We start from the raw sequence: 19,347 nt of genomic DNA, 5'->3' as shown, positions 1-19,347 counted from the left end.
ACTTCGCGGGTCACCGTTTCAGGTCATTGGCCAGTGGGTTTGGGTGACTTCGATGCCGAGGAGGTCCAGGAGGTGGAGTTGGACGCCGCGGGTGATCTGGACGGTGGGTGGGTCGGTGACGTTTCCGATCCGCAGGGTGAGTTCGCCGAGGTGGTAGAGGATCATCCGGCCGGTTGGCCGCACTCGGCGGTTGTCCGGGTAGAGGCCGACCATGGTCTGCTCGGGGCCCAGGGCTTGTCTGACCTGGCGTTCGATCAGGCTGAAGACCAGCAGGGCCAGGCAGATGACCTGGATCAGGGCGGCGACGCGGTGGTTGTGCTGCACGAACAGCGGGGTGACCGCCAGGGGGCCCTTGAAGTCCGCGTAGCGGCGCTCGACCGATCCCTGGCCCTTGTACTGGATCAGGACCCGGCTCGGGGATGCCTGCTCGGCAGTCAGCGCCGTCAGCAGGGCGTACCATCCGTCGGCGGCGGCTTCGGTCCGCAGGACGTCCTGGTCGAAGTGCCAGGCCAGGGTGGGCCTGCCGTGGTCGTCCTCGCTGATCTCGGTGCGCAGGCAGGAGACGACCCGGCGGGTCCTGGCGATCACCCCGACACGGGCGGCGATCTTCTCGGCGGTGTTGTAGTACCTGCCGCCGGCTCCGCGCCGGACCTTGTCCAGGTCCTCGGTGGCGCGGGTGAGGCGTTTGGTGCGGGCGGCCTGCTGGCCTGCGGCGTTGCCGGTGGAGTGGACCAGGATTCGGCGAACTTCCAGGACCGGGTCGCGCTTGCGCGAGCCGTTCAGGGTGTGGACGTCTTCCAGTACCCGGTAGACCTCGCGCTGGGCGGGGTCCTTGTCCGCGTCGCGGCCGGGCACCCAATCCACGACGGTGGCGGCCTCCAGGTCCAAGGCGGCGTAGAAGCCGTCCTTGACCTGGGCTGCCGGGACCGGGGCGATGAACGCCGTCCCGGCTTCCAGCAGTGCGGCGACGTTCGGGTAGGAGACCAGCTTGGAATCGGCGACCAGCAGGAACTCCTGCTCGCCGGCCAGCTTCTGCAGGTCCTTCATCGCCCCGACGACCTGGGACACTGAACCGTTCCGGATTCGGTAGAGACTCTAGATTGTGGCTGTGGCCTGCAGATTTGGCTGCTGTTGGTAATAGACGGCTTCGTATTCGGCTGGCGGGACGTGGCCTATCTCACCGTGGAGTCGGCGGTGGTTGTACCAGTCGGCCCACTCCGCCGTGGCCAACTCGACGTCGCTGAGGGCCTTCCATGGCCGCTGAGGCTTGATGAGCTCGGTCTTGTACAGGCCGATCGTCGATTCCATCAGTGCGTTGTCGAGGGCGTCGCCGACGGTGCCGATGGACGCCGCGATCTGTTCGGCGGTCAGGTGGGCGGCGAGGCGGAAGCCCATCCGCGCGCTGTCCGGGTCATGTAACCACGGGGTGTGCGCAGTTCGTTGCCCGCGGTCATACGCCTCACCAAGAGCCGTCATAAGCACCGCCTTTGCCCGTCGCACATGCTCTGACCAGCGCATCCGGCCGCGCGACGCGTGGGCGACGATCTGAACGGCAGAGCGGGCTTCCGCCTTATAGGGGGCCTCGGATCCGCCTATGGCCAAGACGGAATCCCCGGAAGACGTAGGCGCTTTGGACTCCCGTCACCTCATGGACGAGGTGACGGGACAACGGAACGCGGCCCACCCGCGGCCCGTTCGTCCCCCGCTTTCCCATATGAAGGACGGACCTCATGGGTTCTGTTGATTTGTCCGGGCGTGTGGCCCTGGTGACCGGAGCGACCAGCGGTATCGGCGCCGCGACCGCGGCGCTGCTCGGCGAGCGCGGCGCGCACGTGCTGGTCGCGGGTCGCGACGCAGCCCGCGGCGAGACGGTCGCCGCCGCCATCCGGGAACGCGGTGGCAAGGCGGACTTCCTCGCCGCCGACCTCGGGGATGCCGAGTCTGTGCGACAGCTGGCACAGAGGGCCACCGAACGGGGCGGAGGCCGCGTGGACATCCTCGTCAACAGCGCGGGCATCTTCCCGTTCGGCCCGACGGAACAGACGTCGCCCAGCGACGTGGACGCCGTCTACGACCTGAATGTGAAGGCACCGTTCCATCTGGTGGCGCAGCTCGCCCCGGCGATGGCCGATCGCGGGCACGGCGCGATCGTCAACGTCAGCACCATGGTCGCCGAGTACGGCGTCGCGGGGATGGCGCTGTACGGCTCCAGCAAGGCCGCGGTGAACCTGCTGACGAAGGCGTGGGCGGCCGAGTTCGGCCCGCGCGGCGTGCGGGTCAACGCGGTGGAGCCCGGTCCGACCCGTACGGAGGGTACGGCCGGCATGGGCGAGGATCTCGATGCCCTGGCCGCGCAGGCACCCGCCGGACGGCCCGCCGAGGCGCAGGAGATCGCCGAGGCAATCGCCTATCTGGCCGGTGACACGGCAAGCTTCGTGCAGGGCGCGATCCTGCCGGTCGACGGCGCCCGTCAGACGGCCGTCGCAGGGGGCTCCGGGCGCATCTCCCGCGTCCGGCGCCCCCTGCCCGTGGCGCACCACTTGAAAGGGCCCGGACTCAGCCACTCACCGACCGGTCGGGCAACGGCTGCTGCCAGCCGGGCGGAGCCAGCGTGAAGGCCCGCCCGGACATGACCGCCGCCGGCTTCACATCGGCGATCAGCGCCCGCCCCTGCGGAGCATCCGGCCCGAGGTCGCGGCCATGGCCGTGACCGTGACCGTGGCCGTGGCCGCGCAGGATCGCGGTCGGCTCGTCGTACCAGGCGGGGCTGCCCGAGTGAGGGAATCCGACCCATTGGCAGACGTCCAGTTCACCGTTCTGCAGCGCCACCAACTGTTCCGCCGTGGACAGGTGCCTGGCCCGCACCCGTGTGTCCGGATGCGCCTCGGCCGGCTCGGCCGGCGCCGGGTCGAGCAGCCCAGAGGACAACTCCAGCGGGATCCCGATCCGCAGCGCTGGTGAACCAGGGCGGGCAGGGCCTGGCGGCCGGTGGTCGGCCGGCGCCGTCGGGCGGACAGCAGCCGCAGGGTGGAGCTGGACACGTCGGCGCCGGACGGGCGGACAAGCACACGAAGTCCCCCGCGGAGACGGATCCCTTGGTCGAACGCCCCTCCACCAGGGGTTCCGTCGCCCAGTCAGCTCAACTGGCAAGCACACGCCGCAGGTTGCCAGTTGAGCTGACTGGCGTGTGGATCGGAAACGCCGTTGAACACCCTCGCGGCGCGCCCGGGCCTACCCGGGAGTGATGAAGCGGGCCCGCCACAGGTCGCGGAGCAACGCGATCTCGGCCATGTGGTGGATGAATTCGAGGTTGGCCCCGGACAGCACGACGATGAATGGGTCGTCGGGGTCGGAGCCGTACGGGTACTGCGAGAAGCCGACCGTGTCGAGCTGCTCGTCGGTGAGGGCGGCGACGCTGTCTCGCCAGCGGTCGATCAACGTCCAGAACCGTTCGAGTGTCAAGGCGGCGGACGGGGTGAAGTCGACCATCAGCTTCGGATCCTGCCGCCGTTCGCCGAAGGTCCACTCCCATCCGCCCGCGAACTCGTAATGCAGGTGCCCCAGCCGCCACGCAATGGTCGTGATCGGCGTTTTGTCAGGCTCCGGCGTACCGGTGTGGGCGAGGATCCGCTCGACCCGTTCGATACTCACACTCCAGTCATCGGCGATCTTGGCAACGGACATGCCGCCTGCGGCCTGCCGGGCGACCTCGGCGTACTCGTTTGCCGGGATCTGCGGTTCGCCCTGGTCGAGCACCCACTCGCCCGGCCCGAACGCCCTGGGCGTCGTCGCCTCGCCCCGGCGCCGGATCGACCAGCAATCGGGCATTGGCTCCCACAGGTACTCCTCGTCACCGAGCCCCGTCAGCCGCACCTGGGCCATCTCCCTGGCGTGGTCGAACTGGTCGAGCAGTAAGCCCAAACGGTCGGTCCGCGCGCCCGCAATCTCCATGCCTGGCTCCCTTCACGGTCATGCCACGTAACTCACTGCGCTCAGGCGGAAGTTAACGCCTCACCTCATGGGGCGCGACCGATTTCCGCGCCGATTGATCCGCTGAGCGACGGCCGTTACCGGGTCCGCGGGCCTTCGCGCGGGACAGTCATCGGCGAGGCCGACCCTGCTGACCAGGACGTCGACGTGGCGGTAGAAGGGCGTCTCATCGGATCTTGCAGGCGGACCTCGCGGCAGCTTCTGAACTTGATGGGGTGATGTCGGGCTGTTCGCCGTGGCGCGCTTCGAGGACGGAGAGAGCAATCGGCGGTCTCGGCATCGGGCTGACCGAGTTCCCGATCGCCGGACTGTTGCCGCAGGTGGCGTCGAGTTTCGCGGTGTCCGAAGCGGCCGCGGGCCGACTGATCTCCGGGTACGACGCGTTGAGTGTCGCCGGTCGGCTCGATCATCTCGTCCAAATCCAGACATTCTGGACGAGGCAGTCAAGAAACAGGCTCCAGCCCCGGCCGTGATCGTCCTCAGCGGGTTTCGATGTCCCACCGAACCAGTACCACTACCTGGCGTCAACCGCTTCTTGTTCCCTGGCCGCCGCGTCGAACAACGCCGCAGCCGCCGTACGGGCGGTCGTCGCCGCCGACGGATCCCGATCCATCCGCGCCGACACCCCGGCGCCGTCGTACAGCAGGTGCAGCTGCCGTGCCAGATCTTCGGGGTCGGCGACGTCGGCCTCCCGCGCCAGATCCGTGAACAGGGTCCTCACCCAGAGCCGGTACCGGTCGGCGGCGCCCTCGACCGGACTGCCGGGCTGCGCCTCCGCGCTGGCCGTCACATGCGCACAGCCGTTGAAGCCGGGCTCGGTGAACAGCTGGCCCTGCGCGTCGAAAACCCCCAGCAGCCGCTCACGTGGCGTCCGGAACCGGGTCAGGGCGCGCTCGACCTGCTCACGGGTACTGGCGTGACGGGCATCCAGGTAGGCCTGCACCAGCTCTTCCTTGCTGCCGAACAGGTTGTAGAGCGACGCCTTGGCCACGCCGGCCTTCTGCACGATGCGGTCGATGCCGACGCTCTGTACGCCCTCGCTGTAGAACAGCTCGTCGGCGGCGGCCAGCAGACGCTCACGCGCGGAGGGTTTCGAGGCGTTGACCTTGCTCGGCATGGGGCCTTCCTTCTGTCAGACCGACGGTTCAGTCTACTGCTCCGTTCGAGGGGGCATACGACTCCTACCCGGCACAACAAGGGTGGACAGACCTGTCTTCCCGGTCAACGTGCAGAGGCGGTCACCGTGGCTCAGGTGACCGCCTCTGCACCCACGCAGTGCGTCGGGCCCGGTCACGCCTTCCGGTGGCACGTAGTCGGGCGCGCGGTCGGGTATGAAGTCGGGGACTTCGTGGCCGGTCCACTTCCCCTCCGCGCCGTCCCACCACACATATGCCTTGCGGCCGCTCCACGGGCTGCTGTCCGGGGCCGCGGAGGCGCGGTTGTAGAGGATACGGCGGTTGGCGGGCCAGGCCCAGGCCCAGTCGGCGGCTACGTAGTCCTGCTCCGTGTGGGGTGTGCGGCGAGCGGCGTGGTTGACGCCGTCGGCGTACACCCCGCAGTAGATCCAGCAGCCGCAGCGGGTGGATCCGTCGTCTTTCAATTCCGTGTAGGCGGAGAGCGGACCGCCGTCCGGGCCGTGTCCGTTGATCTCGGCCAGGATCGTGTCGGCGACCGGCTCGCGCAGCGGCCCTTCGACGGGGTAGTCCCAGGTGAGGTCTCGGACGGGCTGGTCCATGGGGTCGGTCGAGCCGGCCAGCTTCTCCTTGATGCGTCGGCCCAGGTGGTACATGAACCACAGGTCGCTGCGGGCGTCCCCTTCCGGTTCCACGGCCGCGTGGTGCCACTGAACCCACCGGTTGGTGTTGGTGAACGAGCCGGATTTCTCGGTGTGTGCGGCGGCGGGGAAGAAGAAGACCTCGGTACGGATCGATTCGGTGCTCAGTTCACCCGTTTCGATCTCCGGTCCGTCCTGCCACCAGGTCGCGGACTCTATGAGGGAGAAGTCTCGGACGACCAGCCACTCCAGATTGGCCATGCCCAGGCGTTGGAGGCGGGTGTTGGCCGACCCGACGGCCGGGTTCTCGCCCATCAGGAAGTAGCCCTTGCAGTCGCCGTCGAGCTGCGCCATGACCGTCTCGTAGGTGGAGTGAGAGCCGGTGAGGCGCGGCAGGTGGTCGAAGCAGAAGTCGTTGTCCGCTGTGGCGGCGTCGCCGTAGTACGCCTTGAGCAGGCTGACGAAGTATGCCAGGTGCGTACACCCATGACGTGTCCTCTCGGGCGGCCGGACTCCTGTCAACAGTCGCGGGCATCTCTCCCAGCGTCACGTACCGGGGCTCCCGCGGCGCGCGGAGCGTCAGGCGGGCGGTTCGTCGGGCACAGGATGCTCCGGACGTCGGCTGCCGGAGTGCGGGGCGCCCCTCCGGCCGGTGCCGGCCTCGTCCGTATCGGGAATCGCCAGGTCTGGCTCCTCCTCGGTGACGGACTGCGCCGGGGCCCCGACGACGTCCCAGGGGTCCTCGTCGGCGGTGGCCTGCTGATCGGGCGGATCCCTGGGCACCGGCTTCGGTGTCGGCCTCCCGCTGTTCCCAGGGGATTCCAGGCGTCGCTCGGTCACGGCGTTCTCGCTTCCTCGCACAAGGGGGTGCCGTGAGTCGCAGGTACCCCGGCGGCCGACGATGATGCTGCCGACGATCGAGGCCCCGCCCCGAGGCCGGTCGGCGGCTGCGCAGAGCGTTGACGAGTTCCCCCTCGGTCGTACGCGACCGCCCTCGATCCCGACGTTCTTCCGCCTCTGCGGGCAGGTCGCCCTTGGTGCGCTCCCAGAGCGAGCCGGCCGGGTACCTCGGCAGGCCGAAGGTCAGTTCGCTGCACGATGCCAATCGGTGACCGTCAGTGACGGAAGCAGTTTCCGACCTCCGTCACTCCTCGGCGCCGGCCCTGTCCCACTCCTGAGCCCACTCATCGGCGGCGAGTCCAGAACCGTCACTGTCGGCTCCAGGTGTTCCTGCCCTGCTGTGAGACTTCGGTTGCGGTCGGAGCTGCGCGGCGAGGGCGGGACCGAGCAGGTAGTCGCTGTCGGCGAAGAACTCCACGCAGGTCATGCCGGTGGCGGGGTCGCAGGCCGGCGGTGTCCCGCTGACGCCGGGGTGTACGCCGTTGACGTTCGCCCGGCCGAGCTGCTTCACGGTGATCTTGGTAAGCCCGCGAACGAAGAGGTCAGCGCCGACCTCTCCCAGGGCCTCAAAGACATCGGCTTCTCCCCCGCCCCGAACGCCGTCACCTACCTGGCGGCGAAGCCATGCAGGCGCAGGACTGACGCTGGAGATTCAAGTGTGCCGTCACCACAGCTCAGGGCCGCCGCCGTGCCACTCGATGACCGGTGAGTCCGCGACATCGATCTCATCCAGACCAGCCCAGCCCGCCTGCCGCATGATCTCGGCCAAGCCACGCAGACTGCACGCCGCCCCCGCAGGCTCCCCGTCCACGCGTACTTGGCGCCCCTCCCCCTTGACGGGCGGGTAAACGATCACAGAACGCTCGGTCATTCGGCAAGCATCGCCCGCAGCCATACGCCGCGCATCCGGACGTGGCCCGCGGTGCAGTGCCAAACGCCGTGCTGCGTGCTCCGACACCACAGAATCAAACACCGGGTGCTGCACAGTGTTCTGGAACAAGACACCGGGAGAGGACGACCTCTCAGTGAACGAGCGCCTTGCGCAGCCCGGGCTTCGACGCGTCGGCCCACGCAGTCGGCAGTTCCCGTTCGCGTCCTTCGGCCATGGCTTGCTCCTGGCCGTACAACAGTCCCCAGGTGAAGCCGGGCTCTCCCGCCGCGTGTGCCGCCAGAGCCAGGTGCCGCAGGGCGTCCCGCGCAACGACGCTGTCCTGATGGTCCCCGAGCACCTTCTGTACGGCCTTGACGCGCTTGCCGAGCCGCTTGGCGGGTTTGCCGAGCGAGGCGCGCGCCGGTTCGATGGCATACCGCGTCTTCTTCGCCGCCTTGCGGGCCTGATGGAGGGCCGCGTCGCGTTCCGTCCCCGGCGAGAACTCCAGCGCGTGTGCCACTCGGCCAGCCAACTGGCCGTACTCCTTGAGGATTGCCTTGACCGTGACTTTCTCCGGCTGGCGAGCGGCTTTACGACGCAGCGGGGGCTGCTGCGTGAGCGTGGCCAAAGAATTCAGGAGGGCCAGGTAACGGGGTGAGAGCAGAGCGTCGAGAGTGCGCTGCCGCGCCTCGGAGGTGCGGGAGACGTTCCACACCTGCAACCGGGCTCCGACGGGCCCAAGGACCAGCTCCCGGGGCACGGCCCCGATGCGCCCGCCGAGCCGTTCCGTGAGGACCTCCTGGTCGCGTTCGGCGCCCAGCTCGCCGCCCAGCCACTTGAGCTCCTCGCGGATCGGATCGGTGACCTCACGCTCCAGCACCGCCCGGTAGGAACGCAGGGTGCTGCGCAGTCGACGGCAGGTGACGCGCATCCTGTGCACCGAGTCCGGCAGGCCGCGGCGTACCGCGGGATCGAGGTCCACCAGGGCGTGCATCTGCCCGTCCATATACCTGAGGATCTCTTCGGCGGCCGAACCGGGTACGACGGTCTCGGCACGCGTGTCCGGCAGGCGTGGCGCTGCCGTTCCTGTTTCCTCCAGGGCCCGGCTCAGCTTGGACGGGTTGCCCGCGCGGTTGATGCCGTTCTTGTACAGCGCCTTGTCCACGAGGTCGAGCAGCAAGGGATCGGCGTCCTCGGCGAGCTCGACCTCCATCTCAGTCCATGAGGCCCGTGCGGTGGCGCCGAGCAGGGACTCGGCGCGGACCCTGTCGAGGCTCAGCTCAGCAAGGACCACGCCTTGAGAATCGACGAGGTGCCGTGTGCTGCGGGTGGACCAGATACGGACGACTGGCCTCAGCTCTCCCCCTCGGGTGCGAGAAAGGGCCAGGTTACGCAGGGTGTCCGGAACCGTGTCGGACAACGGGACCTGCACCTCCTCCCGGCTGTCCCCGGACATCGGCAGTTTGAGGTGCCAGCCCGCATCCGCCCCACCGGTCCTTCGCCGGAGCACTGCCGACGCGCCGACCAGGCGCAGGTCGTCAGTGTCGTAGTACACGGCGTCCAGTTCGTCGCGGCCCTTTCCCACGACCGATGCGATGCCGTCCACGCTGGTGAGGTCAGGCAGCCACGAGGTGTCATTGGCCGACGGGGCTTCGTACTTTCGCTCTGTCTCTCGCTTCAAATGGGTCATACCGGGCGCGTACACGCCTCAGCGCCGCTCAAACACTCGTGACGTGCAGCCGTGCGTAAGCCCGTCAAAGATTCGAGTACACGGTATGGCGTGGCATGCACGGCCTGAGCGCCGACGCAGGTAGCGTCGCTCCGGACGATCACGCTCCTGCCTGGCCGGTAGCTCGCAGTGCGGGACCGAGTGGTCGAGTGAGTCGCTACGCACGCACTTCGCCGGCCTCCGGATTCCACCGGGTCGGCTGCCCACCGTGCTGCCTGTGCGCCACTCCCATCCCAGCACCGCGTGGTAGAAGTCCTCCGCCCCTTAAGATGGCGCGTGGTCAGACTCGCCCAGCAGGGCGCTCCGAACGCCGAGTGACTGGTGGTGACCTCACCGTGCAGTGCTGCGTCGCTCCCCATCGTCGTACCGCCTGACCTGCCTGACACCGCGGTCACCATGGGCCGTGGATGGACCCCATTCTCGGTGGTCGCCCAAAAGCCGGGTGCCTCTTCGAGCGCTCCGCAACCGCTGTTCCGCGCGCACCGATCGACGCCAGACGAGTCGAACTGCCTGCCGTGGCGCGCAACAGACCGAGGTGGTCGGGCAGCTGTCCCGACCACCTTGAGTCGGCTCACGCAGCCAAACCGCAGGTGGTGCCGACCACGAGATGTTCCGACTCGGCGTTCACTCGGCTCGGTGCGTGCCGTCGGACGTGCCGCCGGAGCGAGCAGTCCTACCGGCCGGTCCTCTTCACACGGTCTGTCGCCTTTTCCGCGGTCTCCTGCGCCTTACCGACGATCTGCTCACCACTGCCCTCGGCCTGCATGCCCTCGTCGTGCAGGGCCTTGCCGGTGGTCTCTTTCATCTTTCCCTTGACCTGCTTGGCCTTTGCCTTCGCCTTACTCATGACCCGTTGCCCTCCGATGAGGCTCGAATTGCTGCTTTTACCATGCGCTGGGCATGACGACTCCGCAACCGGCAAGGCGGCCGCCCAGCCGTGTCCACGGAATGCGGCAGCGCCAAGAAATGCCAGGGAAGCGTTCTCGCCTGGCGAGAACGCTTCCGTCCTGCTGTCGTCCCTGGCGGTCATGCGGCAGTGGACCACTGGAGATCATTAAGGGTGTGGGTTATGTGGGGTCGTGACGGCTGTCGTGGGCCGTGACGGCTGTCGTGGGCCGCGCTATGCCGGCGGGATGAGGTCTCCCGATGGCGGAGGGCTGACGGCTGAGGAGCGGGCTCGGCGTGAGCGGGTCCGATTGGCGGCCGCTGATCTGATCAAGGCAGGGGCCAGTGACCGGGAGGCGGCCCGGCGGTTCAGGGTGACCCGGATGTCGGCGAACCGCTGGCGGCGGGCGGACTTCGGGCGGCCGACAGGCCCTGGTCTCCAGGGGCCCCGGCGGTGCCCGCTGCAAGCTCGATGCGGGGCAGCTGCGCGTGCTGGAGGCGGTGTTGGACGCCGGCCCGGCCGCCGCCGGCTGGAGCGACCAGTGCTTGACTCTGGCGAGGATCGCCGAGGTCGTGCGCCGCCGGTTCGGCGTCGAGTGCACCCTGGCCGGGCTGGACTTGCTGCTGCACCGCATCGGCTGGAGCGTGCATTGCCGGCCAGACCACGGGAGATCTCCTCCCGCTCGGCCAGACTCAGCACAGTCTTCGCCCGAGTGCGCTCGCTTCGCCCGAGTGCGCTCGGCGGGTACGTAGCCGCCGTTCGCTTTCACCACGCCGTGGATCGAGCCTGGAACCTTGCCCAGCGCGCGGCCGATCTCGCTCAGCGACTACCCTTCCTTCCAGCGTCGCCAGACCTCCCGCTTCTGCGAGTCCGACATCCCCGGACGAGCGATCCTCGCCACCCGCAACACTTCCGGCACCTGTTTTACCTGGGATGTTGCAGCGACCGGTGGAACCCAAGGTCGCTTTTCTCAAGATCTCGATCATCTTCGCCTGCTCGGCGGTCAGCTTCCGCAGCCGCCGAAGTTCCTAGCCTCTCGGCGATCCGCAGGCCCGGTCCGGGTCGGCAAGGGGCAGCAGCCGTCCGAGCTGGATCTCTGCCCTGACGACGTTCATGACACAGTCGGCGAGTGCCTGCAGGCCGGGAGGGTCTTCCGCACGCAGCGCCTGGGCGGCCGCGTTCACCGTGGCCAGTCCCTCGACGGCCTTGCGGCAGTGAGGACAAGACACCGTGTGCGGGTCTGCGGTCGGCGGCACCGCGTCCTACGCCTGTTCCCAGACCCGGCTGAGCAGGCGGCCGACAGTACCTCGTTACCCGCGAACGGGGGCACATCGGCTGCGGTTTGGCTGGTGCGGACCCGTCGGCTCGGGGCGGTTCGGAAGGCTGGCTATGCGGGTCGTCTAGCGCCATGGGTCCATCGCCTCCCGCAGGGATCGGCGTGCTCTGAACAGTCTGCCGCGCACCGTCTGCTCACTGGTCCGTGTCACGTGGGCGATCTCGTTGTAGGGCAGGCCCTGCAGTTCCCGCAGGATCCAGCAGATCCGCTGGCCGGCGTCCAGCTCGGCGAGCGCGCGGGACAGCGCCTCGGTGGCCGCGTCCTGCTCGGCGGACCGGGCGGGCTGGCTCCTCGCGTCGCCCGTCGCGGGTTCGGCGACGGTGTCCAGAGGGAGGGGCGGCGGTCGGCGCCGCCGTCGCATGGTCAGGCAGCGATTGATGGTGATCCGGTACATCCAGGTGCGGAACTCCGCACTGTGACGGTACTCCGGTAGACACCGCCAGGCGCTGACAAAGGCGTCCTGAACGGCCTCTTCGGCGTCCTGGGGTTGCCGAGCATGCCACGGGCCAGGGCCAGGAGGGACCGGTGGTGCCGCTGGACGAGAACGGCGAAGGAGTCTTCGTCTCCCTCGGCCGCCCGCACGGCAAGCACTCCGTCCGGCAGGTCGCATCCCAGCCGTGGGGAAGCAGTACGTTGAATCATGACGTTCTCGCAGGGGGCTCGGAAAGAGCGTGTACCCCCGCCACGCCTGTGTGACGCACATCACATGTCACGTCTGTGAGAGGTACGCCGCCCCGGTGTCCAACGTCTTGAGAGACACCACGCAGGTGTCACACCGAGCCACTCGAGGCGACCGCCATGACGGACAACATCACCAGCGTCGGCGGGGGCAGCCGCCCGACACAGGCGTGAGCGCGCTGAAGGGCCGTACCGGGGCCGGAGCACCGGCCGAGACACGGGGGAAGACCACCATCGCGGACGGTGTGGTGGCCAAGATCGCAGGCATGGCCACACGCGAGGTACCGGGCATCCACAGCCTGGGAGCGGGGATGGCCCGCGCCTTCGGCGCCATGCGGGAACGCGTCCCGGGCGGAGGCGGAGGCGTCACGCGCGGAGTGAAGGTCGAGGTCGGCGAGCGCCAGGCCGCGGTGGACCTGGACGTCGTCGTCGAATACGGCGTCTCCATCGTCGACGTCGCCGGCGCCGTACGCACCAACGTGATCAGCGCCGTGGAGCGGATGACGGGCCTGGAGGTCGTCGAGGTGAACATCGCCGTCGACGACGTCCACCTCCCCGACGAGGAGGAAGAGGCCGAACGGGACGAGGGCCGCGTGAGGTGACCGACCGCCGTGACCACGGCCATGCCCTGAGCATGAGCAGGTGCTCACACGGACGATCACGTTCGCGAGACGGGTGAGTGCATGATGAACGCAGCAACGACGGCCTCGCGGCCGGCATCGCCCTGGGCTTCGCCGGATACTTCGGCGGCTTCTGGGCATTCCTGCTCGTCCTGGTTCTGGGTGCGGCGGGGCTGTTCGTCGGCCTCGTCGTGCAGGGCGACCTCGACCTCCATATGCGGAGGCAGCGGTGAGTACCCGGCCCGGTTCCCAACCCCCGGGCGAAGGGGCCGGCCCACCGGGGCGATCCGCCGACCTGCCGCCCCCGGCCGAACGGGGCGCCACCGTCATCCCGGACAGGGTGGTCGCCCGTATCGCCGCCAAGGCCGCACGCACAGCCCAGTCCCGGCGCGCCGCCATACCGCCCGACCGGAGCGGACCGGCGGCACCCAGCGCCTCCGCAGCCGTCCGTACCGGATCGGTGCGCCTGCACCTGGCCATGGACCTGCCCTACCCCACCGACATCCCCCACGTCTGCGAACGGATCCAGCACGACGTCGCCGAACGGGTGACTCAGCTGACCGGCCTGAAGGTGGGAGAGGTCACCCTCACCGTCCGGCGGCTGGTGACCGCCGCCGACGCGAGCCGGGGACGGGTCCGATGAGGCGCCACGCGACCCGGGCCGCCGGGCACGCCGCGCAGAAAGGAGGACCGGAATGACACCCGACCCGGACCCTCCCGCACGCAGCTCCACGCCATCCGCGCGCCGTGCCACCGTGCCGATGACGAAACAGCCCGAGGAGCCGAGGCAGCCGACAGAGCCCGGTCCACCCGAACACAACCCGCCCCTTCCGCCGGACCCGGTAGCGAGCGAGCACGACAGACGGCACCGGACCCACCGCCCGTGGTCCGCGCGCCGCATTCCGGCCGCGCTGGTCGCCTCGGTAATTCTCGTGGCGGCGGTCGCGGCGCTGTTCGACGTCGTCGCCGTACGGGCGGGACGCCCTGCGGCAGCCTGGCGACGGCACCTGGCCGACGAACTGGCCACCCGCCCCGTAGACGACGTGTGGGTGCTCACGGGAGCCGCCGTGGCCGCCGCGCTCGGCATCTGGTTGATCGTCCTGGCCCTCACCCCCGGCCTACGCCACTGGCTGCCCCTGCGCTCCCCCGCGCCCGGGCTGCGGGCCTCCCTGGACCGCGACGGCGCCGCCGGCCTGCTGCGCGACGCCGCCATCCGAGTCCCAGGAGTCAGCACGGCTCGCATCCGGGTGCGCCGCCACCGCGTCAAGGCCCGCGCGGACGTCCGCTTCCGCGACCCCCAGCAGGTGAAGGACGACCTCACCGCCGACCTCGACGAGGAGCGCGATCAGCTCGTCCTCGCCCGCCCTCCCCGCATCGTCGTACGAGTGCGGCAACGCACCCACTGACCCCCCGCACCGGAGCCCACACCATGACGCAGCGAACCGTACTCAACCGCAGTCTGCTGGCCCTCGCCGGACTGGTACTGCTCGGCGGCGGTCTGCTGATCCTCTTCGCCGGGCTCGACGTCTACCGGCGACACGATCTGGTCCCGCCCGTCGGCTGGCCCCTGACCACCCCGCCCGACGTCCTGCTCGGCTCCGCCGACCGGGCCCGCTGGAACAGTCAGGGCTGGTGGTGGTGGCCCGCCGTCATCGCCGCCCTCACGATCGTCGCCCTGCTCGCCCTGTGGTGGCTGCTCGCCCAACTGCACCAGCGCCACCCCGGAGCGCTGCCCGTCGGCGGCACACCCCCGCAGGAAGGCGTCGAACTGCGCGACCACGCGCTCAGCGACGCGATCGCCGCCGAAGCCGGCGCCCTGCCGGGGGTTGAGCATGCAACCGTGCACATCACTGGCCGGCCTGCCCACCCCCGCACTCACATCACGCTCGCTCTCACCCCCCAGGGTGCACCCGGCGCCGCCCTCGACGCCCTGTGCGAAGGCCCGCTCCGTACCGCTCGTCGGTCCACCGGCTCCCCCGACACCCCCCACATGCACACCGACGTCCGCCTGCAGGTCGCCCGCCACAAACCGCAGCGCGCGCAGTAAGGCGGGAAGCCGACCATCCATCCCGTGGACCATCTGGATCGTCTGGTCAGAGCGCGTGCCTCGACAGACAGAGCCGACGAGAACGTTCATGCACTCGGCTTTCCTCGCGACCTGTGCATCGGCCTCCCGGCGCTGTGGCGGCGGGACGGCGCAGGCCAGCTGGGCGAAGCCCTGGATGGAGGTGGGCGGCGTACGGAGTTCGTGTCCGGCGTCGACGACGAAGCGGCGCAGTCGGGACTCCAAGAACTCCCTTTGCCTCAAGGCCTGTTGGAGGAGGTCGAGCATGTCCCTCAGAACACGGCTACGTTGAGGGCCAGGAGCTTGGACATGGCCCTCGCCACCGTGTCGAGCGGTAGGGCGACCACGAAGGTGGTCCCCTGGATCGGGCCTTCCGCTGGCCTGTCTCAGCAGCGGATCACCGCCGGCGCTTCGATGCCTGACCGTCTCGCCGCTCCCCTTGGCTTCGGGCGGTCTGGCCAGCGGGCCGGTGCACCAGCAGCTCCACGGACAGCGGCAACGCAACCGAAGACCACCCGGCGACCAGTACCGGCTTCCACTCCAGAGCCCGAGCAGCCACGATATTCGCGGCCAGTGAGAACGCACGGCCCGAGCCGAGCGTCTCCCCTCGGCGTGGCCTGCCCCGAGAGTCGACCGGCGTTCCCCGGCTGTCAGATCCCGGCGTCTGGCCGGAGTGAGTTCCTGCCCTCGCACGACACTGGCGCACGGCGCCATCGAACGCGATGCGACTCGTCCACACGGCACAAGGCCTGCGGCGGCTTATGCAGACCTCGTACGGCCTGACGCCGACCGGCGCCGCCGGTACTGAGACCCAGGGCGGTCAGGACATCGGAACGCTCTTCGTCGCCGTGCTTCGTGGCCGTGGAGACCAGCGGGCACTGTCATTGACCAGCCTCGCACCGATGGCGCCGACGCTGGACAAGCCATCAGGCGGGCGCGGGCACGGCGCTTGAGCCACCGCGCGATCACCTGCGTCCGGCGCAGTATCGATGCTGGCGACACCAGACCCCGAAGATGCGGCCCCCCCCGTACGCCCGCGATCAGTGCCCGCTCCGCTTACGAAGGTGGCCCGCCGCCCTTTCCGTCATCTCATGTGCCTTGGCGCGCAGCTGTTCTCCACGCCCGGCCTGCTGCATTGATGAGTCCCCCAGGGCCTTGCCGAGAGTCTCCTTCATCTTGCCCCTGATCTGGTGCACCCTCGCATTGGCCTTGTCCTTTGCCATCAGAATCGCCGTCCTCTCGAAGACGCTGGGAAGGCGGCCCGTTCAGGACCGACACATCTTTGTTCACCGTGCGCCTGCTCACGGGGCTCGGCAACTGGGAGCACTTCGGTGCCTGCGTCGGCAGCGTCCAGGCTGGCCATTCGCGGAGTAGCCACCGCCGCCCCGCGAAGCCCGCAGACCACCACAGGACTGTGCTCGATCCCCAGAAGGAAGGCCGACCAAACTGCCGGCCCGCGGGTTGGGCGTCCGCCAGCCCGTCAACTCTGGTCCTCCTCGTCGTACTCGTCCTCGGGCCCCTCCTCGTCGTACTCCTCTTCTTCCTCTTCTTCGTCGGGCGCCTCTTCGTCGTGCTCCTCCTCCTCCTCGTCCTCCCCTACCGCTTCCTCCTCTTCCAGTGCTTCCTCGTGGCTGCGGACCACCTCGCCGTCGCGGATCTCTCCGCGCCAGCCCTCGACTTCCTCGTCGGCGAACGTGACATAGCGCTGGAAGTTCTTGAAGTCCAGCCGCAAACGGCGGCCTTGAGCACGCCACAGGTTGCCCGTCTTCTCGAAGAAACCCGATGGGTAGTACTCGACGACAAGCACGATCCGCGTCAGGTCGGGCGTGATTTCGTGGAAACTGACACAGCCGTGAGTAGTACCCTTCGCGCCCTCGGAGCTCCACACGATTCGCTCGTCCGGAACCTGTTCCTGAACCGTCGCCTTCCAAGCGCGAGTCGAGGGGCCAACCTTCACCTTCCAGTCACTGGCGGTCTCGTCGTTCCGGGACACACTCCGTACGCCCTTGGTGAAGTCGCTGAACTCCTCGTACTGGGTCCAGTAGTTGTACGCCACGCGGATCGGCACACCCACGTCAAGCACTTCAATGACGTTCATCACCTTGGTGCTGCCGGACTTGCCTCCGCGTCCCCCGCCGAAAATGCCCTTGACCTTTCCCATCACCTTGTCTTTGAGTCCCTTGGCTTTCTCACCGACGAACGCCTTCAAGGGGGAATCACCTTGGAGGATGCGTCCGCCGATGCCGAGAGGAGATCCGCCGTTCTCGGCCGTGTCAAGGAGTTGGTCGGTGACATCCCCCAACTTTTCCCCGGCCTTGTCGACGAGATGTTCGACCTGGGCACCGAGGAAGTCGGTCAGTTCGTCCCGCAACATGTCGAGGCCGGAGCCCTCTCCCCGGCTGGAGTCACGCTCTTTGTCGGCCATGACCTACCTCCGCCGCGCGGGAGTCTTCTTGGCAGTCGCCTTCTTCGCGGGGGCCGCCTTCTTGGACGGGGCTTTCTTCGCGGACGCGCTCTTCGTCGGTGCCCTGTTCGCGGCCGCCTTCTTGGCAGGGGGTGGAGACTTCTTTGCGGTCTTCTTCGCCGGCGCCGACTTCTTGGCGGCAGTCTTCTTGGCTGGGGGCCTCTCCGCCACGGTCTTCTTCGCGGGAGTCCTCTTCCTGGCGGGAGCGGCTTCCTTGGCGGCCGCCCTACGGGGAGAGGGGCCGGCCGCGCGCTTCCTTCCCGCTACGGGGCGGCGACGCCGTGGCGGTTCCTCCTCAGCCTCCTCCTCCGGTTCTTCTTCCTCTTCTTCCTCCTCCGCTTCTGCCTCTGGTTCTTCTGCCTCCGCTTCTGCCTCTGGTTCCTCTTCTTCCTCCTCCGCTTCTGCCTCTGGTTCTTCTGCCTCCGCTTCTGCCTCTGGTTCTTCTGCCTCCTCTTCCTCCTCTTCTTCGAATTCCCCCTCAGGCTCTTCCTCTGATTCTTCCTCCTCTGGCTCCTCCTCGCCCTCCGTCTCGTCCTCGTCTTCGTAGCGCTCCTCGCCCTCCTCCGGCTCTTCTTCGCCCTCTTCCTCCTCGCCCTTCCTCTCACCGATGCGCAGCGTGCGCTCATGGAGAGAATCAGCGAGGCTGGCGAGGCGCCGGTCGGCGGTAGCGGCCAGGGCTTTGCGTCCGGCGCCCAGTAGCTCGCCGCGTACCTGCTCGTTCAGCTCGGCTACTCCAGGAACGTCACCGAGTTTCTGCAGGCCAGCCGTCAGCAGCTGCTGCGGTTCGAGCCCAAAACGGCGACCTGCGAGATAGGTTGCCATCCCGAAGGCGAGACGGCCTTTCTTCGTACGCCCGAGCACATAGCCAGCTGCGACCGCGGCGGCGAGGCCGATCTTGGTCGTGTCATTCATGAGCCGGTTCCCTTCGGAAAGGGGAGGTGAACACACTCGAATACGGGCCAACGTCCCCTGCCCAACCAGTGATGGAGACAGAAGCGGATCGCACACGACGCGTCTCTCGGCCCGCTGCGAGCACTCAGTCACCATGCGAGGTCGTGGCCCCACCGGGCAGGTTCACTCAAGCCAACCATGCCCGGCGATACATGCCTCTATATGATGGAATTATAGTGTTTGTGCGTTGAGTATGGCGCGCTCCGACCACCGGAGAGACCATGGCCGCAGCAGAACCCCCGCGACGATCCAGCAGCAGTAGCCGCAGAACGGACCGAGGGACCGCAGGTGGCCCCCGGCGCCGTGCCGGCAAGGGCAACGCAGCCTGGGCCATTCGTTCCGCCGTCGAACAACTTCAGGAGTTGCTCGGGCGGGCCCCCGAGTCCGTCTCGGCACTGAAATCCACCGAGGCCGGTTGGGAGGCCGACGTGGAGGTACTCGAACTGGAACGCGTCCCCGAAACCACCAGCGTGATGGCTACCTACCGAGTGACGCTGGACGAGGAAGGCGACCTGGTGGAGTACCGAAGGACGCGCCGCTACAGCCGCGGTCAGATCGACCGGCTGGGCTGAGGCCGCAACGGCCATGAAGGGAGGCACCATGACGGTGGTGCCGCAGAGTGGAGGAAGTGTCGCGCGTGGTGGTGGCGGCACCAGCCTCTACGACGTCTTGGAACTCATTCTGGATCGCGGGCTTGTCATCGACGTCTTCGTCCGCGTGTCACTGGTGGGGATCGAAATCCTCAAAATCGACGCTCGCATCGTCGTGGCCAGCGTCGACACCTATTTGCGTTTCGCCGAGGCATGCAACCGTCTCGACCTCGAGACTGGGAGGAAGGCACCCGCCCAGTTGACCGACATCGTCGGAGAGACGGTGGAGAGCGGAGCGAAAGGCAAATCCAAGGGGGCCCTCTCCGGCGCGGCGGAAGCGGTCACCGATTCCCTCAAGGGGATCACCGGCCGTGACGACGGCGAAGAGGAGGAGGCCGAGGAAGAAGACGAGGGCAAGGAAAAGGAACCCGTGGAGAGGCGACGGCGGCGGCTCGGCGCACCTCCCGACGTGAGCGCGAATAAGGCTCGCCCG

At 68.4% G+C, this 19,347-nt stretch carries 21 protein-coding genes and 5 pseudogenes; 10 read left to right on the top strand and 16 right to left on the bottom strand.

What is annotated here, in order from left to right; all coding sequences use genetic code 11:
• Positions 1–18: 18 nt before the first annotated feature.
• Positions 19–1,068 (bottom strand): IS1634 family transposase, encoded by a 1,050-nt coding sequence (locus tag RV986_RS47505; RefSeq protein ID WP_475923299.1) that lies wholly within the window; start codon positions 1,066–1,068, stop codon positions 19–21.
• A gap of 27 nt (positions 1,069–1,095) precedes the next feature.
• Positions 1,096–1,383 (bottom strand): annotated as a pseudogene (locus tag RV986_RS47500) (integrase core domain-containing protein); the annotation flags it as partial.
• A 347-nt stretch (positions 1,384–1,730) separates the two neighbouring features.
• Here RV986_RS47500 and RV986_RS47495 point away from each other — a divergent pair.
• Positions 1,731–2,615 carry an SDR family NAD(P)-dependent oxidoreductase gene (locus RV986_RS47495; protein ID WP_475923298.1) on the top strand — a complete coding sequence of 295 codons (885 nt, stop codon included), beginning with the start codon at positions 1,731–1,733 and terminating at the stop codon, positions 2,613–2,615.
• Here RV986_RS47495 and RV986_RS47490 read toward each other — a convergent pair.
• Positions 2,557–2,928, bottom strand: a complete 372-nt coding sequence (locus RV986_RS47490) for a hypothetical protein (RefSeq protein ID WP_475923297.1) — start codon at positions 2,926–2,928, stop codon at positions 2,557–2,559. The two genes, RV986_RS47495 and RV986_RS47490, sit on opposite strands and share 59 nt — an antisense overlap.
• Positions 2,929–3,231: 303 nt before the next feature.
• A complete protein-coding gene (locus RV986_RS47485) occupies positions 3,232–3,951 on the bottom strand; it encodes a DinB family protein (RefSeq protein WP_475923296.1) in 720 nt (239 codons plus the stop codon).
• Positions 3,952–4,166: 215 nt separating this feature from the next.
• Between RV986_RS47485 and RV986_RS47480 the strand changes: the two genes are divergently transcribed.
• Positions 4,167–4,463 (top strand): hypothetical protein, encoded by a 297-nt coding sequence (locus RV986_RS47480; RefSeq protein WP_475924758.1) that lies wholly within the window; start codon positions 4,167–4,169, stop codon positions 4,461–4,463.
• Between the two features lie 41 nt (positions 4,464–4,504).
• Here RV986_RS47480 and RV986_RS47475 read toward each other — a convergent pair whose 3' ends face one another.
• From RV986_RS47475 to RV986_RS47445, 7 genes and pseudogenes are all read right to left on the bottom strand, one after another.
• The gene (locus RV986_RS47475) at positions 4,505–5,107 is read right to left on the bottom strand and encodes a TetR/AcrR family transcriptional regulator (RefSeq protein WP_475923295.1); all 603 of its coding nucleotides are present in this window, start codon (positions 5,105–5,107) and stop codon (positions 4,505–4,507) included.
• Between the two features lie 150 nt (positions 5,108–5,257).
• A pseudogene (locus RV986_RS47470) lies at positions 5,258–6,235 on the bottom strand (molybdopterin-dependent oxidoreductase); the annotation flags it as partial.
• Positions 6,236–6,343: 108 nt separating this feature from the next.
• Entirely contained in the window at positions 6,344–6,604 is a 261-nt protein-coding gene (locus tag RV986_RS47465; RefSeq protein ID WP_475923294.1) for a hypothetical protein, read from the bottom strand.
• A gap of 304 nt (positions 6,605–6,908) precedes the next feature.
• A complete protein-coding gene (locus RV986_RS47460) occupies positions 6,909–7,175 on the bottom strand; it encodes a hypothetical protein (RefSeq protein WP_475923293.1) in 267 nt (88 codons plus the stop codon).
• A gap of 153 nt (positions 7,176–7,328) precedes the next feature.
• Positions 7,329–7,535, bottom strand: a complete 207-nt coding sequence (locus tag RV986_RS47455; protein ID WP_475923292.1) for a hypothetical protein — start codon at positions 7,533–7,535, stop codon at positions 7,329–7,331.
• 151 nt (positions 7,536–7,686) lie between these two features.
• On the bottom strand, positions 7,687–9,225 hold the full coding sequence (locus RV986_RS47450) for a CYTH and CHAD domain-containing protein (RefSeq protein WP_475923291.1): 1,539 nt from the start codon (positions 9,223–9,225) through the stop codon (positions 7,687–7,689).
• Between the two features lie 712 nt (positions 9,226–9,937).
• Positions 9,938–10,294: a CsbD family protein gene (locus tag RV986_RS47445; protein ID WP_475923290.1), complete on the bottom strand. Its 357-nt coding sequence runs from the start codon at positions 10,292–10,294 to the stop codon at positions 9,938–9,940.
• A gap of 103 nt (positions 10,295–10,397) precedes the next feature.
• Between RV986_RS47445 and RV986_RS47440 the strand changes: the two are divergent.
• Positions 10,398–10,797 (top strand): annotated as a pseudogene (locus RV986_RS47440) (winged helix-turn-helix domain-containing protein); the annotation flags it as partial.
• Between the two features lie 381 nt (positions 10,798–11,178).
• Here the strand turns inward: RV986_RS47440 and RV986_RS47435 are convergent.
• Complete coding sequence (locus RV986_RS47435; protein WP_475923289.1) at positions 11,179–11,379, bottom strand: hypothetical protein; 201 nt, start codon at positions 11,377–11,379, stop codon at positions 11,179–11,181.
• 171 nt (positions 11,380–11,550) lie between these two features.
• Positions 11,551–12,128: pseudogene (locus RV986_RS47430) on the bottom strand (RNA polymerase sigma factor).
• Positions 12,129–12,334: 206 nt separating this feature from the next.
• Between RV986_RS47430 and RV986_RS47425 the strand changes: the two are divergent.
• The 5 genes from RV986_RS47425 to RV986_RS47405 all read left to right on the top strand — a co-directional run bounded on the left by RV986_RS47425 (position 12,335) and on the right by RV986_RS47405 (position 14,831).
• The gene (locus RV986_RS47425; RefSeq protein WP_475923288.1) at positions 12,335–12,766 is read left to right on the top strand and encodes an Asp23/Gls24 family envelope stress response protein; all 432 of its coding nucleotides are present in this window, start codon (positions 12,335–12,337) and stop codon (positions 12,764–12,766) included.
• A gap of 77 nt (positions 12,767–12,843) precedes the next feature.
• Positions 12,844–13,017, top strand: a complete 174-nt coding sequence (locus RV986_RS47420) for a hypothetical protein (RefSeq protein ID WP_475924757.1) — start codon at positions 12,844–12,846, stop codon at positions 13,015–13,017.
• Positions 13,014–13,427: an Asp23/Gls24 family envelope stress response protein gene (locus RV986_RS47415; protein ID WP_475923287.1), complete on the top strand. Its 414-nt coding sequence runs from the start codon at positions 13,014–13,016 to the stop codon at positions 13,425–13,427. Before RV986_RS47420 ends, RV986_RS47415 begins: the two co-directional genes overlap by 4 nt.
• Before the next feature lie 52 nt (positions 13,428–13,479).
• Positions 13,480–14,190 carry a DUF6286 domain-containing protein gene (locus tag RV986_RS47410; protein WP_475923286.1) on the top strand — a complete coding sequence of 237 codons (711 nt, stop codon included), beginning with the start codon at positions 13,480–13,482 and terminating at the stop codon, positions 14,188–14,190.
• A gap of 23 nt (positions 14,191–14,213) precedes the next feature.
• Complete coding sequence (locus tag RV986_RS47405) at positions 14,214–14,831, top strand: alkaline shock response membrane anchor protein AmaP (protein WP_475923285.1); 618 nt, start codon at positions 14,214–14,216, stop codon at positions 14,829–14,831.
• A gap of 1,058 nt (positions 14,832–15,889) precedes the next feature.
• Here the strand turns inward: RV986_RS47405 and RV986_RS47400 are convergent.
• The 3 genes from RV986_RS47400 to RV986_RS47390 form a co-directional block, all read right to left on the bottom strand.
• Positions 15,890–16,072, bottom strand: a complete 183-nt coding sequence (locus RV986_RS47400; RefSeq protein ID WP_475923284.1) for a CsbD family protein — start codon at positions 16,070–16,072, stop codon at positions 15,890–15,892.
• 257 nt (positions 16,073–16,329) lie between these two features.
• On the bottom strand, positions 16,330–17,274 hold the full coding sequence (locus tag RV986_RS47395) for an SRPBCC family protein (RefSeq protein WP_475923283.1): 945 nt from the start codon (positions 17,272–17,274) through the stop codon (positions 16,330–16,332).
• 3 nt (positions 17,275–17,277) lie between these two features.
• Positions 17,278–18,225 carry a histone protein gene (locus tag RV986_RS47390; RefSeq protein ID WP_475923282.1) on the bottom strand — a complete coding sequence of 316 codons (948 nt, stop codon included), beginning with the start codon at positions 18,223–18,225 and terminating at the stop codon, positions 17,278–17,280.
• A 260-nt stretch (positions 18,226–18,485) separates the two neighbouring features.
• On the opposite strand from RV986_RS47390, the gene RV986_RS47385 reads away from it, so the two are divergent.
• Together RV986_RS47385 and RV986_RS47380 are read left to right on the top strand one after the other, a co-directional pair.
• The gene (locus RV986_RS47385; RefSeq protein ID WP_475923281.1) at positions 18,486–18,836 is read left to right on the top strand and encodes a gas vesicle protein GvpO; all 351 of its coding nucleotides are present in this window, start codon (positions 18,486–18,488) and stop codon (positions 18,834–18,836) included.
• 28 nt (positions 18,837–18,864) lie between these two features.
• Positions 18,865–19,337: pseudogene (locus RV986_RS47380) on the top strand (gas vesicle structural protein GvpA).
• The last annotated feature ends 10 nt before the right edge of the window (positions 19,338–19,347 follow it).

The organism is Streptomyces sp. RLA012 (assembly GCF_056270325.1).
The sequence above is the reverse complement of the archived record's forward strand: the minus strand, read 5'-3'. Positions and strand labels throughout refer to the sequence as shown.

Coding starts and splice junctions, on each gene's coding strand:
- RV986_RS47395 (WP_475923283.1), bottom strand. CDS start 17,274: ATGGCCGACAAAGAGCGTGACTCCAGCCGGGGAGAGGGCTCCGGCCTC.
- RV986_RS47405 (WP_475923285.1), top strand. CDS start 14,214: ATGACGCAGCGAACCGTACTCAACCGCAGTCTGCTGGCCCTCGCCGGA.
- RV986_RS47455 (WP_475923292.1), bottom strand. CDS start 7,535: ATGACCGAGCGTTCTGTGATCGTTTACCCGCCCGTCAAGGGGGAGGGG.
- RV986_RS47450 (WP_475923291.1), bottom strand. CDS start 9,225: ATGACCCATTTGAAGCGAGAGACAGAGCGAAAGTACGAAGCCCCGTCG.
- RV986_RS47400 (WP_475923284.1), bottom strand. CDS start 16,072: ATGGCAAAGGACAAGGCCAATGCGAGGGTGCACCAGATCAGGGGCAAG.
- RV986_RS47410 (WP_475923286.1), top strand. CDS start 13,480: ATGACACCCGACCCGGACCCTCCCGCACGCAGCTCCACGCCATCCGCG.
- RV986_RS47495 (WP_475923298.1), top strand. CDS start 1,731: ATGGGTTCTGTTGATTTGTCCGGGCGTGTGGCCCTGGTGACCGGAGCG.
- RV986_RS47485 (WP_475923296.1), bottom strand. CDS start 3,951: ATGGAGATTGCGGGCGCGCGGACCGACCGTTTGGGCTTACTGCTCGAC.
- RV986_RS47385 (WP_475923281.1), top strand. CDS start 18,486: ATGGCCGCAGCAGAACCCCCGCGACGATCCAGCAGCAGTAGCCGCAGA.
- RV986_RS47445 (WP_475923290.1), bottom strand. CDS start 10,294: ATGACCGCCAGGGACGACAGCAGGACGGAAGCGTTCTCGCCAGGCGAG.
- RV986_RS47390 (WP_475923282.1), bottom strand. CDS start 18,225: ATGAATGACACGACCAAGATCGGCCTCGCCGCCGCGGTCGCAGCTGGC.
- RV986_RS47475 (WP_475923295.1), bottom strand. CDS start 5,107: ATGCCGAGCAAGGTCAACGCCTCGAAACCCTCCGCGCGTGAGCGTCTG.